The organism is Oceanobacillus sp. J11TS1 (assembly GCF_018333215.1).
Taxonomy (GTDB): Bacteria; Bacillota; Bacilli; order Bacillales; family Amphibacillaceae; genus Oceanobacillus.
In genome coordinates, this window is sequence record NZ_BORO01000024.1 from 31625 (window position 1) to 49673 (window position 18049).

The 18049-nt window shown below is 38.5% G+C and carries 22 protein-coding genes and 1 other annotated feature; of the genes, 15 read left to right on the forward strand and 7 right to left on the reverse strand.

All coding sequences use genetic code 11. The annotated features are described in order from the left end of the window. Positions 1-23 precede the first annotated feature (23 nt). On the forward strand, positions 24-521 hold the full coding sequence (gene queF / locus KI343_RS15580; protein ID WP_212927350.1) for a preQ(1) synthase: 498 nt from the start codon (positions 24-26) through the stop codon (positions 519-521). A gap of 50 nt (positions 522-571) precedes the next feature. Continuing rightward, positions 572-757 (forward strand): hypothetical protein, encoded by a 186-nt coding sequence (locus KI343_RS15585; RefSeq protein WP_212927351.1) that lies wholly within the window; start codon positions 572-574, stop codon positions 755-757. A 299-nt stretch (positions 758-1056) separates the two neighbouring features. Here the strand turns inward: KI343_RS15585 and ehuA are convergent, their stop codons facing one another. The 4 genes from ehuA to ehuB form a co-directional block, all read right to left on the reverse strand. Continuing rightward, positions 1057-1827 carry an ectoine/hydroxyectoine ABC transporter ATP-binding protein EhuA gene (ehuA, locus tag KI343_RS15590; RefSeq protein ID WP_212927352.1) on the reverse strand — a complete coding sequence of 257 codons (771 nt, stop codon included), beginning with the start codon at positions 1825-1827 and terminating at the stop codon, positions 1057-1059. Further along, a complete protein-coding gene (ehuD, locus tag KI343_RS15595) occupies positions 1827-2540 on the reverse strand; it encodes an ectoine/hydroxyectoine ABC transporter permease subunit EhuD (RefSeq protein WP_212927353.1) in 714 nt (237 codons plus the stop codon). Before ehuD ends, ehuA begins: the two co-directional genes overlap by 1 nt. After that, a complete protein-coding gene (locus KI343_RS15600; protein ID WP_212927376.1) occupies positions 2540-3199 on the reverse strand; it encodes an amino acid ABC transporter permease in 660 nt (219 codons plus the stop codon). Before KI343_RS15600 ends, ehuD begins: the two co-directional genes overlap by 1 nt. A 142-nt stretch (positions 3200-3341) precedes the next feature. Then, complete coding sequence (gene ehuB, locus KI343_RS15605) at positions 3342-4202, reverse strand: ectoine/hydroxyectoine ABC transporter substrate-binding protein EhuB (RefSeq protein ID WP_212927354.1); 861 nt, start codon at positions 4200-4202, stop codon at positions 3342-3344. A 344-nt stretch (positions 4203-4546) separates the two neighbouring features. On the opposite strand from ehuB, the gene ytzI reads away from it, so the two are divergent. The 3 genes from ytzI to KI343_RS15620 all read left to right on the forward strand — a co-directional run bounded on the left by ytzI (position 4547) and on the right by KI343_RS15620 (position 6500). Further along, a complete protein-coding gene (gene ytzI / locus KI343_RS15610) occupies positions 4547-4735 on the forward strand; it encodes a YtzI protein (protein WP_212927355.1) in 189 nt (62 codons plus the stop codon). A gap of 9 nt (positions 4736-4744) precedes the next feature. Continuing rightward, positions 4745-6085, forward strand: coding sequence for a right-handed parallel beta-helix repeat-containing protein (locus tag KI343_RS15615; RefSeq protein ID WP_212927356.1), 1341 nt, complete (start codon positions 4745-4747; stop codon positions 6083-6085). 103 nt (positions 6086-6188) lie between these two features. Continuing rightward, positions 6189-6500 carry a hypothetical protein gene (locus KI343_RS15620; protein ID WP_212927357.1) on the forward strand — a complete coding sequence of 104 codons (312 nt, stop codon included), beginning with the start codon at positions 6189-6191 and terminating at the stop codon, positions 6498-6500. Positions 6501-6929: 429 nt separating this feature from the next. Here KI343_RS15620 and KI343_RS15625 read toward each other — a convergent pair whose 3' ends face one another. Continuing rightward, positions 6930-7490, reverse strand: a complete 561-nt coding sequence (locus KI343_RS15625; protein WP_212927358.1) for a M15 family metallopeptidase — start codon at positions 7488-7490, stop codon at positions 6930-6932. 177 nt (positions 7491-7667) lie between these two features. Here KI343_RS15625 and KI343_RS15630 point away from each other — a divergent pair, with 177 nt between their 5' ends. From KI343_RS15630 to KI343_RS15660, 7 genes are all read left to right on the forward strand, one after another. Next, positions 7668-8288, forward strand: coding sequence for a glycerol-3-phosphate acyltransferase (locus tag KI343_RS15630; protein ID WP_212927359.1), 621 nt, complete (start codon positions 7668-7670; stop codon positions 8286-8288). Between the two features lie 20 nt (positions 8289-8308). Continuing rightward, entirely contained in the window at positions 8309-8791 is a 483-nt protein-coding gene (locus KI343_RS15635) for a DUF456 domain-containing protein (protein ID WP_244857021.1), read from the forward strand. Between the two features lie 110 nt (positions 8792-8901). Next, positions 8902-9139: a binding site (T-box leader), on the forward strand. A 75-nt stretch (positions 9140-9214) separates the two neighbouring features. Beyond that, positions 9215-10651: a proline--tRNA ligase gene (proS, locus tag KI343_RS15640; protein ID WP_212927360.1), complete on the forward strand. Its 1437-nt coding sequence runs from the start codon at positions 9215-9217 to the stop codon at positions 10649-10651. 162 nt (positions 10652-10813) lie between these two features. After that, positions 10814-11989: a M20 family metallopeptidase gene (locus KI343_RS15645; protein WP_212927361.1), complete on the forward strand. Its 1176-nt coding sequence runs from the start codon at positions 10814-10816 to the stop codon at positions 11987-11989. Next, the gene (locus KI343_RS15650) at positions 11989-12762 is read left to right on the forward strand and encodes a substrate-binding periplasmic protein (protein ID WP_212927362.1); all 774 of its coding nucleotides are present in this window, start codon (positions 11989-11991) and stop codon (positions 12760-12762) included. Before KI343_RS15645 ends, KI343_RS15650 begins: the two co-directional genes overlap by 1 nt. A gap of 30 nt (positions 12763-12792) precedes the next feature. Beyond that, entirely contained in the window at positions 12793-13452 is a 660-nt protein-coding gene (locus tag KI343_RS15655; RefSeq protein ID WP_212927363.1) for an amino acid ABC transporter permease, read from the forward strand. Continuing rightward, positions 13445-14167 (forward strand): amino acid ABC transporter ATP-binding protein, encoded by a 723-nt coding sequence (locus KI343_RS15660; protein ID WP_212927364.1) that lies wholly within the window; start codon positions 13445-13447, stop codon positions 14165-14167. Before KI343_RS15655 ends, KI343_RS15660 begins: the two co-directional genes overlap by 8 nt. A 65-nt stretch (positions 14168-14232) precedes the next feature. Here the strand turns inward: KI343_RS15660 and KI343_RS15665 are convergent, their stop codons facing one another. Then, positions 14233-14712 (reverse strand): glutathione peroxidase, encoded by a 480-nt coding sequence (locus KI343_RS15665; protein ID WP_212927365.1) that lies wholly within the window; start codon positions 14710-14712, stop codon positions 14233-14235. An 88-nt stretch (positions 14713-14800) separates the two neighbouring features. Between KI343_RS15665 and KI343_RS15670 the strand changes: the two genes are divergently transcribed. Then, the gene (locus tag KI343_RS15670; RefSeq protein WP_244857024.1) at positions 14801-15490 is read left to right on the forward strand and encodes a GNAT family N-acetyltransferase; all 690 of its coding nucleotides are present in this window, start codon (positions 14801-14803) and stop codon (positions 15488-15490) included. Between the two features lie 79 nt (positions 15491-15569). On the opposite strand, the gene trhO is transcribed toward KI343_RS15670, so the two are convergent. Then, positions 15570-16547: an oxygen-dependent tRNA uridine(34) hydroxylase TrhO gene (gene trhO / locus KI343_RS15675; protein WP_212927366.1), complete on the reverse strand. Its 978-nt coding sequence runs from the start codon at positions 16545-16547 to the stop codon at positions 15570-15572. 477 nt (positions 16548-17024) lie between these two features. Here trhO and KI343_RS15680 point away from each other — a divergent pair, with 477 nt between their 5' ends. Beyond that, entirely contained in the window at positions 17025-17234 is a 210-nt protein-coding gene (locus tag KI343_RS15680; protein ID WP_212927367.1) for a spore coat protein, read from the forward strand. A gap of 267 nt (positions 17235-17501) precedes the next feature. Further along, positions 17502-18035, forward strand: a complete 534-nt coding sequence (locus KI343_RS15685; RefSeq protein WP_212927368.1) for a spore coat protein — start codon at positions 17502-17504, stop codon at positions 18033-18035. The last annotated feature ends 14 nt before the right edge of the window (positions 18036-18049 follow it).

The window sequence follows — 18049 nt, forward strand, 5'->3', positions numbered from 1 at the left end:
ATTTATTAAAGGAGATGAGCAGCATGGCAGGAAGAAGTGAAAAGGATCTTCAAGGAATTGAATTATTGGGAAATCAGGAGACTGTATATGCATTTAACTATACACCAGAAGTGTTAGAGGTATTTGATAACCAGCACCCGAATCGAGATTATTTTGTAAAATTAAACTGTCCGGAATTTACAACACTTTGCCCTAAAACCAATCAACCAGATTTTGGAACCATTTATATCAGCTATATTCCAAATATCAAAATGGTAGAAAGCAAGTCTTTAAAATTGTATTTATTCAGTTTTCGGAATCATGGAGATTTTCACGAGGACTGTGTCAATATTATTATGAATGATTTAATCGAACTGATGGATCCCCGATATATTGAAGTGAGAGGGAAATTTACCCCGCGTGGCGGAATTTCCATTGACCCATATTGCAATTATGGAAAGCCGGGAACAAAATTTGAAAAGATGGCAGAAAATCGATTAATGCAGCATGATATGTATCCGGAAACAATAGATAACCGATAAGGAAAGTATTTATAGTGTGTGTTTAAAAAGGATAATAAAAAGAACCTGGATTGGTTTGGAAATCGAATGGAGCGGATTTGCCTCAAGTTCGAGCGCGTGTGGAGCTAATTGGAGCGGATTTCATGGTTATGGAGCGCCACGTTCAGCCTGAGGTGGAGCGCATTCAGCATAAGTTGGAGCGGTTTTCTCATTTTTCGAGCGCATTCAGCTTAAGATGGAGCGCATTTCACGGTTAAGGAGCGGGTTCAGCTAAAGTTGGAGCGCTTTTTTCGGTTATGGAGCGCTTTTCACGGTTAAGGAGCGCGTTCAGCCTAAAGTGGAGCGCATTTCTCGTTTATCGAGTGCATTAGCTTAAGATGGAGCGCTTTTCTCAGTTTTGGAGCGCATGTGAGCTATTCGGAGCGTGTTCGATTACTTTCTGAGCTAGTTTCAGTGGGTTTAGTTTATTTTTGAACACTCACTTTTATGAAGTTAGATGAAAAAGACCAGGCAGAGCAAAAATCTGACTGGTCTTTTCATAAGAATATTTCTCCTCTTATCCTCTAAAACGCTGCAAGAAGGATTGAACACGCGGGTTCTCTGAGTGCTCAATGACTTCACTGGCTGTTCCTTGCTCTGCAATAACCCCTTCGTCTAAGAAGAGCACTTTGTCCGCTATATCCAGGGCAAAATCCATTTCGTGCGTGACAAGAACCATCGCCATATCATCATTTTCTGCAATATCACGGATGACATTAAGGACTTCTCCGACAAGCTCAGGGTCGAGTGCGGAGGTAACTTCATCAAACAGCATAATTTTTGGGCGCATCACGAGCGCGCGGGCCATCGCTACACGCTGCTTTTGTCCGCCAGAGAGCTGACTCGGATAATTATCCAGCTTACTCCCTAGTCCTACACGCTCAAGCATTTCCATTGAACGCTTTTTCACATCATTTTTATCTTCTTTTTTAACATGAATCGGCGCTGTCATACAATTTTCTAAAATGGTCATATGCGGAAACAAGTTGAAATGTTGAAATACCATTCCAATATCTCCGCGAATGGAGCGCAGGTGACTTTCATTCGCATGGACCATTTTTCCGTTCTTCTCCATTTTCCACAGGTTACGGCCATCCACGATAATATCACCGGTTGTTGGCTGCTCCAGAGTCATAAGCATGCGGATAATTGTTGTTTTCCCAGATCCACTCGGACCAATGACTGCCACTTTCTCTGCTGGGTATATATCTAAATCAATTCCTTTCAGTACTTCTACATCGCCGAAGGATTTATGAACATCTTTGTAGGTTACGATTGGTTCAGCCATTATTGCATTGCTCCTTTATCCTTTATAATTTGATTTTTATCGAACCTTTTATTGAAACGATTTTCTAATCTTTTTATCAATACAGCAGAAGGATAGCTTAATAATAGGAAGATGATGCCTACAATGGTTAATGGCTCAAGGTAGGACCAGTTTGCTGCACCATACGATCTAGCCATCAGCATAATCCCTGCGACACCGATAGTGGATGCTAGTGGAACTTCCTTAAACATAATAATAAAATAATTTCCGAGCATTGGTATGGTTGGAGGGATTGCTTGTGGCAAGATAATCTTGCGCCATTTATCCCAAGTTGAAACATTCAATGCTGTAGAAGCTTCCCATTGCCCTTTATCCACATTTTCAATTCCAGATCGATAAATTTCACCAATATACGTACTAAAGTGTATACCAAGTCCTAATACTGCACAAGCAAACGGGTGGAGGGATACGCCGATATAGGGTATCACTGGCAACGCATAATAGATGAAAAATAGCTGAACGAGCGGCGGAGTAGAGCGTATGAATTCCATTATCCAAGTGATAATAAAATGAATAAATCGATTTGGAATCCGACGTAAGAATGTCCATAAGAAACCAAAAATTAAAGCAAAGAGATAGCTGGATAATGTCAGACCGATTGTAATTCCTAATCCCTGTAATACCACGGGTAATGCATCGAGAAATGTATCCCAGCTCCAATAATTCAGATTCATCAGCTAGCTACCCCTCTCTTTGCCAATTTTTCAGCCTTCCTAGTAAGGAAAATTAATGGAAGTGCTAAAATAAAATAGAATACAAGTACCATTAAATAAATCATCGGTGATAGTGACAAGCTTGTACTTCGCATGACATCTCCATAATATAAGATATCTGTTAAACCGATTAAGGAAACTAGGGATGTCCCTTTTAAAATTTGAATCGTATAGTTACCGAATTCAGGCAGCATCATACGTACAGCTTGCGGGAAAATAATCAGACGCATCTTTTGAAAGGAAGACATATTTAAAGCAGCTGAGGCTTCATGCTGTCCTTTTGAAACAGATAAAATAGAGCTGCGAACAACTTCTGAAAGATACGCACCATAGTTTAATCCAATTGCAATAACACCGATCCACCAATTGGATCCCAGGTTAATTCCAAATAGCATTGGTATAGCATAGTACAGCCAGAATAGCTGAACAATCAAGGATGTTCCTCGGAACACCTCTACATAAAATCCAGTAATTTTTCGTAATAAGAAGTTTTTGGAAAGTCGACATAGTCCTGCGATAAATGACATGCCATAGGAAAATAATGCCGAAGCAATTAATATGGATACAGTTACTTGTACACCACGCCATAATTGCGGGGCAATCTCTACTATTGCATTAATGGTAAGTACCTCCTTTATGCTGTTATTTGTGAGATTTTATTAAACTTGAAGGTGATGATCAGAAAAAAGAAAGGGCGCTCCTTAGTGAAGGAACTGCCCTATGGAGTACGTAAACCTATATTAGCTAATTAACCCTTCAAAATTAAACTTCTCCTTGGCATACCTGTTCAGTTGTTACAGAATCAACTGGAACAAAATTGGTTTCTGGATGGAATCCATTTTGTTCAAGCAATTCAGCCACTGTGCCATCTTCCTTTAACTCTGCTAATTTTTCGTTATATGCATCACGAAGCTCTTCGTTTTCAATGCTGAATGCAGCTGCTCCGTAGCTTGGTACGCCTTCAACATCAGGCTGTTCAAAGCTTTCAACGATTTCTAAATCCTCTGTGTCAGCAGATTCAAAAGCCATACGTACTGTCATTTCCGTACCCGTTGTTGCATCAGCACGTCCTGCTTGAATCGCAGAGAAGGTTGCAGGGATATCCGAAGCAGTAATAATTTGGTCGTCAGCTACCCCTTCTGATTTTAAAAACTCAATTTCTGTCGCGCCCTCCATTACAACCACGGTTATATCCGGGTTATCTGAAATATCCTTATAGCTTTCAATCGATAATGGATTACCTGCTTTCACAACAAGTCCTTCACCATACACCATTTCCGGCTCACTGAAAATTGCATTTTCACAACGGTCAGGGTTGATAGCCATACCAGCAGTGACGAGATCAAATTGTCCGGCTTGCACTCCTGGAATCAGTTCACTGAAGTCGGATAATTTTCCTTCGACATTATCGACTCCGAGTTCAGCAAAAACTGCTGTTGCAATATCAACCGCGGCTCCTTTTAATTCACCATTATCCTCATAAGCATAAGGTGATTCATTTGCAAAGCCTACTTGGACAGTACCGGCATCTTGAATACTTTCTAGGCTATTATCCGACCCGCCGCAAGCAGCCAATAACAATAAAAAGGAAGCTATACTTATAAGTATTAATTTCTTCTTCAATTGAATTAGTCCCCCCTAATCATTTAATAGAATAAAAAATGTTGATTCTATAGCAATCCTTAAAAAAGAATGTTACAAAAATCAACATGAGTTAACAAACATATTACAGATAAATAAAAATATTCTCAAACCTCATATTTTCCCAAAAATATGAATTATCTGCTGTTTGCCAGCGTGAATAGAAAATAACTTATGTATACCAACATATACGATAGTATAATAGCTTATCCTTTTAATAACGCAGGAGTCTCTCTTTTAGCGGAGAAATAGAAATAAATTGAAAAGGGGTGCAGAGTTTAATAGGATAGAAGATAAGAAGATAAAAAATATGATGGAGGTAAATTATGGGGTCCTATGTTGCAGTAATTACTGTTTCAATCATTGTGGTGGCGATGGTTATTATTTTATCTATGGTCACTTTGTCAAAAGGGTATGGCTATAAGCATAAAATAGATCCGCTTCCCGACGAAGAGGCAAACCGCTATAATGATAGGAATGAAGTGATGGAAAACAAAGAAAAAATAAATTCTTAGGAGAAAATAATGAAGAAAATGGGATTATTAATTATAGCAGGATGTGCAGCTGTTGGTATTTTGTTTGCCTTTTATCCGCTCCAACATACAAACCAGGCTATTTATGTAGCGGTGGATGGGGACGACAAAAATGAAGGTACAATGGAGCATCCTTTTCGAACGATTGCGAAAGCCAGCTCTGAAGCAGAGGCGGGAACTACGGTATTTATTCGGGAAGGTACCTATAAGGAGCAGCTGATTGTGGAGCACAGCGGTACGAAGCACAAACCAATCACGTTTCAAGCATATGAAGAGGAAGAAGTCGTTATTGATGGAGAGAACCTAAACGCTGCAGAAGGAGATAGTGCGCTCGTTGTTCTGGAGGATAAGGATTATATAAATATCGAAGGACTGACAATACAGAACTTGACTACAGATCTGATGGATGAAACCGTAATGGGTATTTTTATCAATGGCTCCAGCAGTCATATTACAGTTAAAGATAACAAGATTAAAGGGATAAAAACATGGCATGATGAAGGAAATGGACATGGAATTGCTGCATATGGGATGGATTCTATGGAGGATATAACTATCGTGCATAATGTCGTTGAGGATTTAAAGCTGGGTACAAGTGAATCGATTGTATTAAATGGAGATATTGATGGTTTTATGGTAGAGCGGAATACAGTTCGGTACAGTGATAATATTGGAATTGACCTGATCGGGTATGAGGGTGTTGCGAATCATGCTTCCGCTGACTATGTTCGTAATGGGACTGTGCAAAATAATAAGGTTCATCATATATCTACTTTGTCTAATCCGGCGTATGATGGAGAATATAGTGCAGCCGCTATTTATGTCGATGGCGGAAAAGATATCCTTATCCAAAAGAATGAATTGTATCAAAATGACATTGGGATTGAAGCTACATCAGAGCATGCCGGGAAATATGCAGAAGATATTCAAATTACCAATAACCATATATCCAACAATTATTATACCGGGATAGCTATTGGCGGCTATGATGAACATAGAGGCGGCACTCGCTATACGTTGATTTCTCAGAATTACCTCGAGCAAAATGACACGAAAGGCTTAGATGGCGGACAGCTGTTGCTGCAGTATAATGTTCACGATAATGAGATTGAGGAAAATAAGTTTGCTGCCAGCGACTCGCGTATTTTTATAGCCAATTTCTTTCAAGAAAATCGAGATAATCGTCTGGCCGAAAATATCTACTATAGAGAGCGTGACAAAGAGGGGATTTGGATTTGGAAGGACGAGGAGTATACCTCTTTTTCGGCATTTATAAAAGCTTCCGGCGGCGATGATACATCACAATATATTTATCCTGACGAAGCGCAGTAAAAACAAGTGAGTTCAGGTAATATTTTTAACAACTCCTTCCCCAAAAGATAAGTTTTAGCCTGACAAAAAAGGGTAATATCTTTATAAGAAAAGGGGGCTTCTAATGATGACACGGAAAAAATACTTTGTAACAGTGGATACGGAGGAAATTAGCGAGGTTTCATTGCCGGATGACGGTATTGAATATGAAATATATGCGACACCAGAAGAGGTAAAAGAGATTGAAGTTCTGTTTGCAAGAAAAGATGAAAATGCAAAGGATGCAGTTAAATTTGTGGGGAAACCGTTTGATGAGTGGGGAGCCGATGCAAAACGAAATAAGTATGAGGCATATCTGATTACGCTTTATCGCAAATTGTACGAATTGGGTACCGATGAAACAAAGAAAAAAATAAAAGAACTCAATCTGTTTTAAAAGGTGGTATTCAACTAATTTTTTGAGAGAACGCTGCGAGAAATCAGTTAACCTGGTAGAGTATGTGAAGCATGTTATGTAACGTGTTACCATAATCGGGCCAAATTGTGCAAACTTTCCTAGGATGCGGTAACTTCTGCTAAGATCCTGCAAGATAAGGGCGACCTTAGCAGAAGTTCCTCTTCCCATAGTGATATTTTTATCGCAGTGTAACTGGCTAGGACTGGGACTGCGATTGCGATTATTCGTCCCATCGAAGGGCTTTTGTAAGACTCCTACTTCAAGGAATGAGTAAAAAATATTTCTAAGGGGGAGATCTAACAGCCAGTAACGGTCCGATTCGTTCAACTAACCTTCAGTGGGGGATGAAAGAAAACCCCCACTGAAGGAAGTTTCACTTTATTGGACTTTTGAATATTCTCGATAAGCCTACTCTTCTTCATTAGGAGGGCGATAACCTTGTTGAAGCTCAGAAATACTTAAACCAAATGTCATCTGTAAATGCGGATAATCTTTAAAATGACTAAAATCGCCACCCCATTCAAAACCCAGATCTTTTGCAATTTCTGCAATCTCAAACCAATCGGCTTCTCCGTTGTCATTACCATCATAGTGAATATCCCAGATGATTTCCCCGTCATGATTACGTATAGCATAGTCAACAGCAAGTCCATAATTATGATAACTTTCTCCTGATCTGGCATGCGTGACAATGTTACCTTCAACTTCTCTGCCTCTCGCATAAAGTGCTTCTTGTTCTTCTTCTGTGCGCAGGCCGTCTGTAATAACAACTTCTATATCTTTATCGTAAGCACGATCAATTAACGTTCCGACAGCTTCTTGAACAGCAGGATGAAGTTCCGATACAGACTCATTCTCATCTACGCGTTCATATGAATCAAGGTTCGTCTGATAGTAAAACCAAAACAGCAAACCAATAAAAAGAATAATAGCGGCCCAAGAAAGAATAAAATGTTTTAAACCTTTCATTCGTTGTTTCTAACTCCTTTTAAAAAGACTCTCTTTAAGTAGCATAACACGAATGATAGGTTGACGAGGGCTTGAATAACCTTGAAAATACTTCCTTTTTGAAAACAGAATCAAATGGATTTCTTATTCGAACAAGACATATAATAAAAGAAAGCTGACAGGGATGGAGGAAAATTAATGTTTTACCTCATTAGCTGTTCGATAGGTTACATCTTTGGCTGTATTCATGGTTCGCAAATCATCGGGAAAATAAAGGGACGGGACATTAAAAATGAAGGTGTGAAAAATGCAGGTGCATCCAATACAACAATTCTGTTAGGATGGAAATATGGTATTATTGTTGCTATGATTGATATTTTTAAAGCTACACTTGCTATTTTACTCGTTTTATTGATTTTAGGAGAAGCGGGAATATCGCCTCAAGGAGTTTCTTTATATATTTATTTGACGGCTTTATTTGTGATTATCGGTCATAACTATCCGGTTACAATGAAATTTAGCGGCGGAAAAGGAACAGCCTCGCTGGTAGGAGCATTAATTGCCATTGACTGGCGTGTCGCTTTCACCGGGATTGGTATTTTATTGTTGTTAAGTTTTGCGACAGACTATCTTGTTATCGGAGTCCTGTTTATGTATATATCTTTTCTTATAACAACGTTTTATTTCTTTGGAAATGGTCCGTTGCTCGTTGTGACTGTTTTAACGTTGCTGTGTATATACAAACATATGGAAAATTACCGCCGTATTATGGCAAAAGAAGAAACAAAGTTATCAAGCATGTTTAAAAAGAGTGCTTAGTTTGAAATGGAGGATGTAAGTTGGATGTTTTAGTATGGATAATTATTATCCTTTTATTTATTGCAAGTTTTCTTGGGATTATCTTCCCGATGATTCCATCTGTAATCGCAATTTGGGGAGGTTTTCTACTTTATTATTTCTTTATAAATGGTGATTCCCTGACCTGGTGGTTTTGGGTAGGAATGATTGTGGTCACGGTAATTCTATTTGTAGCAGATATTATTGCCAATAGTTATTTTGTGAAAAAATTTGGAGGAAGCAAGGCTGGAGAACGTGGTGCTGCAGTAGCTGTTATTGTCGGCTCGTTTATTACACCGCCATTTGGGATTATTTATGTGCCATTCCTGACTGTTCTCGTGATTGAAATCATTCAACGAAGAACGGTGAAAGAGGCATTCCGTGCTTCTATCGGCTCATTTCTAGGGTTTTTAGGCGGATCTATTGCGAAGGTATTCTTGCAGCTGATGATGATTGTTTGGTTCTTTATCGCAGTCTGGTTTTAACTGGCAGGATGAAATCGCTTGGGGTAAGACAGGCTAATTTACTTTTTCACCCGACAAAAAGACGTCTGCTTCTTGACTTTCATCGACGGGGACTATATATTAAAAGCATAGTTGAAATGTTGACGGAGAATAGTACGTTGTAAATGTCTAATACAGAGAGAAAAAGAATGCTGAGACTTTTTCTTAGACATGCAAGGGAACCTGCCTCCTGAGTTCGCCATATAAGGAGAAATCACTCTGAAACTGGCGCGGTTTTGGCCGTTATCAAATGAAGTGTATATATTGTGCTGCGTACAGGGCAGCTTATATATAAACAAGGGTGGTACCACCTAGACCTCGGTCCCTTTTATGGATGGAGGATTTTTTGTGTTTTAAAAAGGTTATTCAAATAGAAGAACAAAACGAAGAAAGAGGTGCTTACAATTGGGTAAGAAAAACAAACAATTTGTAGAGAAAATTACAGCAATGGAGGACGATTTCGCACAATGGTACACAGATGTTGTGAAGCAGGCAGAACTTGTTGACTATGGTCAAGTGCGCGGAACAATGATCATCAAGCCATATGGCTATGCGATTTGGGAAAATATTAAAAATGAATTGGATCGTATGTTTAAAGAAACAGGTCATACCAACGTTGCTTTTCCACTTTTTATTCCAGAAAGCTTACTGCAAAAGGAGAAAGACCATGTAGAGGGTTTTGCGCCTGAGGTTGCCTGGGTAACCCATGGCGGAGACGAGGAATTAACAGAACGTATTGCGGTACGTCCAACTTCGGAAGTGCTTTTCTGTGATTATTATTCCAATAATATTCATTCTTATCGCGACTTGCCAAAGCTGTATAATCAGTGGTCCAATGTGGTTCGCTGGGAAAAAACGACACGCCCGTTCTTACGTTCTTCTGAGTTCCATTGGCAAGAAGGACATACAGCTCATGCAACAGATGAAGAAGCAACAGAAGAAACAAACCGTATGCTAGGCATTTATGCAAAGCTGGTTGAGGAATATTTAGCAATTCCAGTTCTTAAAGGAAAGAAAACAGATAAAGAAAAATTTGCAGGTGCGGAATTCACTTTAACTATTGAAGCTTTGATGCATGACGGGAAAGCCTTGCAATCCGGTACATCTCACCATTTTGGCTCTGGGTTTGCTGAGGCATTTGACATTACGTACTTAGATGAAAATGGAAAAAGCCAATTTGTTCACCAAACTTCATGGGGCTTATCCACCCGTATTATGGGGGCACTAATCATGGTACACGGTGATAACCGCGGCTTAGTAGTTCCACCACGGATCGCTCCAACACAGGCAATGATTGTTCCAATTGCGCAGCATAAAGAAGGTGTCTTAGACAAAGCTTATGCATTACGTGATCAATTAGCGAAAATTGCCCGTGTCGATATTGACGGCAGTGATAAAATGCCAGGCTGGAAATTTAACGAATATGAAATGAAAGGAATTCCTGTCCGCATTGAAATGGGTCCAAAGGATATTGAGAAGGAGCAGGTTGTACTTGTTCGCCGTGATACGGGTGAAAAAGAATTTGTTGCTTTGGCAGATGTGGAAGAACGTCTTGTTGCTTTACTGGATGAAGTACAGGAAAATCTTTATAACCGTGCATTAGAGCATCGTGAAGAAATGACACATACAGCAAAAGATATGGACGAATTCAAAACGGAAATCGAAAAAGGCGGATTTGTCAAAGCAATGTGGTGTGGAGACGTATCGTGTGAAGAAAAGATTAAAGAAGAAACAACAGCAACCTCCCGCTGTATTCCATTTGAATCAGAAAGCGTAGCTGAAAAATGTGTATGCTGCGGTAAAGAAGCAAAAGAATTAGTTTACTGGGCTAGAGCCTATTGATCAAAAAAACAGATTGAGTTTAACGCTCAGTCTGTTTTTTTTAGCTATTTAATAAATATCTGAAAATATAATCTATTTCATTAACTATTGCATAAGTATACACCGTTATGTTATAAATATACATATTAATTAATAAATATACATTAGGCAGGGGAATAAAATATGAAAGCAAATTTACAAAATGAATTAGATAAAGTCATAGATGAATTAACCTATTTAAGTGATACTATTTTTGAAAATCCGGAGCTTGGAGACAAAGAATATGAATCTATGAAGCTTTTAACAGATTATTTAACAGCACATCAATTTAAAGTGGAAAAAGGTCTTGTCGATCGCGATACAGCTTTTAAAGCTACATATTCCAGTGGAAAACCTGGTCCTCAGATTGCGTATTTAGCTGAATATGATGCACTTCCAGGAATTGGACATGGCTGCGGGCATAATCTGATTGGAACCATGAGTGTTGGTGCAGGTGTTGTATTAAGTAAAGTAATCGATGAAATTGGCGGAACGGTTCATGTCATCGGAACCCCGGCAGAAGAAACCAACGGAGCAAAAGTGCCGATGAGCGAGCAAGGTATCTTTGACGATATTGACGCTGCGATGATTTTACACCCTAGCGGTGCCTCCCAAGAGAGTGGTGAATCTTTAGCTATGGATGCTATCCAATTTGAATATCATGGGAAAACAGCACATGCAGCGGCTGCTCCGGAAAAAGGAATTAACGCATTAGATGGTGTGCTTCAATTATTCAGCGGTATTAACGCTTTAAGACAGCATGTGAAATCAGACGTTCGGATTCACGGAATTATTCCAGAGGGAGGACATGCAGCGAATGTTGTGCCTGATAAAGCAGTAGCGCAGTTCTATGTTCGAGCAAAAAGTCGTTCTTACCTTAATGAAGTAGTGGAAAAAGTGAAGCATATAGCTGAAGGGGCAGCTCTTATGACAGGAGCAAAGCTAACCATATCAAATTATGAATTAAGTTATGATGATATGGTCACGAACCAGGTTTTATCCGATTTATTTACGAAAAATTTAAAAGAGACAAGCAGACTTCCTGTTTATAGTTCAAAAGAAGATTATGGCTCTATTGATATGGGGAATGTCAGCCAGGTGGTTCCGGCAATTCATCCGTATATTGGTTTAAATAATGAAGAATTAATTGCTCATACGAAGGAATTTGCTGACCAAACGATTACAGAAGACGGACATCTGGCATTGTATGAAGGGGCCCTTAGTTTAGCAAAAACAGGCTATGATTTACTGACAAATAAAGAAGTTGTTCAAGCGATGAAAGAGGAATTTAATAAAAATAAAGAAGAGGTATCTATCTAATGAAAAATAAACTTATTTTCCCTTTATGCATGTTATTATTTGCAGCTCTGTTAGCAGCTTGCGGATCAGATGATAATGAATCAAAAGCATCCAGTGGAGGAAATGGTGTATTAAAAATGGGGACTTCAGCTGATTTTCCTCCATATGAATCACGAAATCCTCAAGGAGAATTTGAAGGATTTGATATTGAATTAGCAAAAATTATTGCCAAAGAACTGGATATGGAATTAGAAATACAAGATATGAAGTTTGAAGGACTGATTGGTTCGTTACAGGCGGATCGCGTGGACATGGTCATATCAGGAATGAACGCAAGCGAAGACCGTAAAAAGAATGTAGACTTCTCTAAGGTTTATAATGACACCGGGCAAATGTTTGTTACCAAGGATAAACCAATGGAATCGCTCGATGAGCTAGAAGGAAAAACGCTTGGTGTCCAGCTCGGTTCCATTCAAGAAGAAGGTGCAGACGCTTTAGCAAAAGAGTATCATTTTGAAGTGAAAAAAGTAGATGATGCAGGGATTTTAGCGCAAGAATTGAATGCGAACCGTATCGATGTTGTGTATTTGTCTAAAGAAGTTGCTCTTGGATTTATAGATTCCCAAGGGTTCTCGGGTTTCGATGATCCCAATGCTCCTTCTTCTGGTATGGCAATTGCTTTTCCAAAAGGAAGCGATCTGGTGGACGATGTGAATAACATATTAGAAAAATTAGAAGAAAATGGTACGCTTGCTAGCTTAAAAGAGGAATGGATACCAAATTCAATAAAATAAAATACGGCAGGAAGAAACGAGGTGAGAGGCATGAATTTGGATTTTTCTCAGATCGTGCCTTATATTCCTTTTATACTGGAAGGAATAGGCGCGACATTAAAGTTTGTCAGTGTATCCATTTTGGCAGGATTTATATTAGGCACGATTTTGGCAATATTTAAGATAACCGGTTTTTGGCCGCTGAAGTTATTCGCTGATGTGTATACATCTATTTTTCGTGGTACACCGCTTATTTTACAATTAATGATTATATACTTAGCAATCCCGCAATTAACAGGCTATGATATATCTGCATTTTTATCCGCTGTTTTAGCGTTTGGATTGAATTCGGCTGCCTATATATCTGAAATTATCCGGGCTGGCATTATGGCAGTTGATAAAGGACAGACAGAAGCAGCAAAAGCTTTGGGCGTTCCTTATCGTACCATGATGTTACATATCATTTTACCGCAAGCTTTTAAAAATATTCTTCCTGCACTAATGAATGAGTTTATCACTTTAACAAAAGAATCGGCATTAGTATCTACAATCGGCTATTTGGATTTGATGCGTCGTGCACAGATCGCTGGAGCAGATCTTTATAGAAATTTCGAGCCGCTCTTTTTTGCGGGTGTCATTTATTGGGTAATGGTTACGATATTGACCTTAATTGGACGGTATGTTGAAAGGAGGATGAGACAGAGTGATTAAAACGGAAAATATAAAAAAAGTTTTTGGCAAAAATGAAGTGCTAAAAGGGATCAGTACAACCATTGATAAAGGGGAAGTCGTCACAGTTATTGGCCCCTCTGGGTCGGGAAAATCAACCTTTTTACGCTGTCTCAACCTATTAGAAGAACCAACCTCTGGACACATATATATCAACGGCGAGGCAATCACCGACCGGGCAGTTAACAAAATGGAAGTACGAAAGAATATTGGGATGGTATTTCAGCATTTTCACTTATTCCCACATATGACGGTTCTTGAAAACGTCACGTATGCACCACAAAAGGTGAAAGGTATGTCGAAAAAAGAAGCAGAGCAAACTGGAAAAAATTTATTGGCAAGAGTAGGCATGACAGATAAAGAAAAGGCATATCCCAATCGTTTATCAGGTGGCCAAAAACAGCGTGTGGCTATTGCCCGTGCATTGGCGATGGAACCAGAAATGATGCTTTTTGATGAACCGACTTCCGCACTTGACCCGGAAATGGTAAAAGAGGTTCTCGATGTGATGAAAGGACTAGCCGAAACAGGAATGACGATGGTGATTGTGACACATGAGATGAATTTTGCGAAAGAAGTTGCGGATAGGGTTCTCTTTTTAGATGAAGGTGTACTGATGGAAGAAACAGATCCAATAACGTTTTTCTCTAATCCAAGTACAACACGCGCACAGCGCTTTTTAAAAAAGGTACTCTAAAGAAAACTTAAAGGTTCAGGAGGATAGTAACACTACCCTCCTGCGCTTGTGGACTAAACATTCGACTAGCTTAGGAGCGTCTCAATGTCTTTTTCTATCTGAGCAGGATTTTTTTGCGGTCCCCATCGTTTAACAACTTTTCCATCACGATTAATAAGGAATTTCGTAAAATTCCATTTAATTTGGTTGCTTAACAAGCCTTTTTGCTCCCTGGTTAAAAAATCAAAAAGCGGATGGGCATTGTTTCCTTTTACATCAATTTTTGAAAACATTGGAAAGGTCACACCATAGTTCTTTTTGCAAAATTGATTAATTTCTTCATTTGCTCCTGGATCTTGAGAGCCAAATTGATTACATGGGAATCCGAGTACTTCAAAGTTACGGTCTTTAAATTGATCATACAGCTTCTGCAAACCATCAAATTGAGGAGTAAAGCCACATTTACTTGCTGTGTTTACGATAAGTAACACTTTCCCCTTGTAGTCTGCCAGCGGCTTTTCTTCGCCATCAATCGTTTTTGCTGAAAAATCATATATACTTGTCATGTTGCTCCTCCTCAAAAAATGATAAGATATTAACGTATCAAAAAGAATACCTAATCTATTCGTATTATAGCAAGAAAGGACGTTTACTGTGTCAGAAGCGATGAAACATATTCCATTACATGGAGAAGAAAAAAATGCTTATTTACGCTACCTCACTACTAGCGATTTACCCGATATTTTAAACCTGCAAACCATTGTTTACGAAGATTTAGAGGATAAAAAAAGGTTAGAAACCTTAGATGAGAAGGAGTTCCGTACGATATTAGAGGGAGAGCCGCTGATGGTCGGTATCTTCCACCGGGAGAAACTGATTGCATTTCGAGCTTTTCTAAATCCTGATCATGATGAAGAAGGTTTAGGAAGAGATATCGGCTTAACGGAAGAGGATTACACACAAATTATTTACTCAGAGATTTCGAACGTGCATCCAGATTATCGAGGGAATCACTTACAAACAAAGATGGGCAATGTGATTATGGAAAGATTAAACCAATCTTCCTTTCGATATATTTTAGCTACTGTCGCTCCAGGAAATATTCCGAGTATGAAGGATAAATTTGCGCTTGGGATGCAGATTTATAAAGTGAAAGAAAAGTATGGTGGAAAACTGCGTTATATATTTTGTAAGGATCTAGAGTCGAACGATGTTGGCGCAAAGCAGCAAAAGGAAATCCATATGAAGGATATTGATAATCAAGCAAAGCTCATGGAAGAAGGTTTTATTGGTACAGGGATGAAAAAAATCGATAATGCGTGGATGGTTATTTACCAAAAATAAATCATTCATCAAACAGGCTAAGGATGCGTTATACATCCTTAGCCTGTTTGCGTCGTATATAGTAAATGCAAGTTTCTAATTAAGCATTTGTTGTTTCTGGAAGTGTTTCTCCAATAGCTGCTAGACGTTCTTTTACTTCTTCTACGGATAGATTATGCTCTTTTACATAAAGGTTGCGAGGACTAACACGGCATTCATGTGTGCATCCACGTAAATATTTATGTTCATTTTCTTCAGAAGCAAGGATTTGTTTATTACATTCTGGATTTGCACAGTTCACATAACGCTCACAAGGCTCTCCGTCAAAGTAGTCTTTTCCAATCACTACATGTTCTTTACGGTTTACAGGGACGCTGATACGCTCGTCAAATACATATAGTTGTCCATCCCATAATTCGCCTTGTACTTCCGGATCTTTTCCGTAAGTAACGATACCGCCATGTAATTGTCCTACATCATCAAAGCCTTCTTCTTTTAGCCAGCCACTGAATTTCTCACAGCGAATTCCGCCTGTGCAATACGTGACGATTTTTTTATCTTCAAGCATTTCTTTGTTTTCCTTTACCCATTCTGGTAATTCACGGAAAGTCTTGATGTCTGGACGAATTGCTCCGCGGAAATGTCCGAGATCATATTCATAGTCATTACGAGCATCTAATACGACTGTATCTTCGTCTTGCAATGCTTCATAAAATTCCTTGGGTTCTAAATAATTACCTGTTGTTTCTAATGGGTTAATGTCATCTTCTAAACGTAATGTTACTAATTCTTTTCTAGGGCGCACATGCATTTTCTTAAAAGCATGCTTATCATGCGCATCAACCTTAAATACCATATCTTCAAATCGAGGATCCGCATGCATATGATCCATATAAGCATTTGTTTGCTCCACAGTACCTGATACTGTACCGTTGATACCTTCCTCGGCTACCAATATACGTCCTTTTAGCCCGAGCTCTTTGCAGTATTTGAGATGTTCTGCAGCAAATGTTTCTGGGTCCTCAATGTGTACATAATTGTAATAAAGTAAAACTCGATATTCTTGTTTTGTTTCCATTTGGTCTACCACCTATTCATTTATATTTGCAAGATACAAATGAGTTTGGTTGCGTTTATTCATTTTTCGTCTTGCAATTCTTTATTCTATCACGTTTTTTAGGATTGTTCCACCATCTAAAAATTACTATTTTCCCCGAATGATCACATTTTGATCACATTTAATTTAAGTATTATTTATTTTGGTGCAGAGCCTTCATTTGACCTAGTTTCATCCCCATATTTATTCATTAATTTCAATTATAGGTTTTGGCGTTGGCCATTTATTTTAAGAAGCGTTAATTTTGTTCCTTTATAAGATATGGAGAAAATACTTTTAATTAAGTGGTGTAGAAGAACACAGAATTGCTATGTAATGAAGCATAATTAAACATTAATGCGAAAGTCCACTTTTCTAAAAAGATTTAGACTTGAGCATAGTCAATATAATCTATTCCCCCATATGATGAAGTATCTATGAAGGAGGGAGGATGGAATTATGAGTGAATCGTCCAAAAAACCAATGATGCCTAATAAAGTGGTTGAGGTGATGGTGGATAGTATTTTTCGTAAAAACGGAGTGAAACCGGAAGAGGTAAAAAATACTCTTTCCGAAAAACAGCGTGAAATGCTGCGAGAAATGGTTACTGATTTAAAACAGCAAGTGGAGGAGTTTCAAAAAAATAATGCATCCGAAAAGAAAGAATAATTTCTTTAAAAATGTGAAGAAAGAATGATTTCTTCACATTTTTAATAGCCCCTTCACCGCAATCATTGGATGACGATGTAATTATCTTTTTAGCGACTGCTATAGAAAAAAGCCTGATTTACGGAAAAAGACTTTCTTATTGAGAACCATTTCTAAAAGTTAGACTAGGTTATTTTGCTATTTTTGTGCTCTTTGTGCAGGTGTACAGGAAGTATAGTTATCAATACCATAAATTACTTTAGAACCTATAGAAAGGAGTGTTGATTGATGTCTGTTTACAGAAGTAGACCAGAAGGGACCCATCGTTTTCATGACGATTTTTATGGAGACGATTATGTGTGCGATCCACAGGAATCTGGATATGAAACAAATAATTATCAAGCATCACCAGCTGATTATAATAACTCATTCAATTCAAATTTTGGTGAGGCAAGTGTTGTGCAAGATGGAGACGAATTCTCGTATATGGAACAAGAATCTGCAGAAGTTATTTGGATTAAAGAATCATGCGATATCGTAGTGCATACAACAGATACTCAAGTCGCTGCATCCTTACAAGCTGCATTACAATTAGCTATTGCGATTGTTGTCCGTATAACCATTGGTGATTCCGCAGATGGAGATGAAGTAGAACAAGAATTATTACAAACGATCAGTTCCAGTCAAGTAAATAAGCAAAAAATATTCATCTACAATACGAAGGATGCGAAAGTTACAACCACAGATACAGATATAGCAGTAAATATCCAACTGCTTTTACAGCTGCTTGTTGCGTTGGTAGTCTTGATTGATATTCTGTAATCCAAATTGAATAA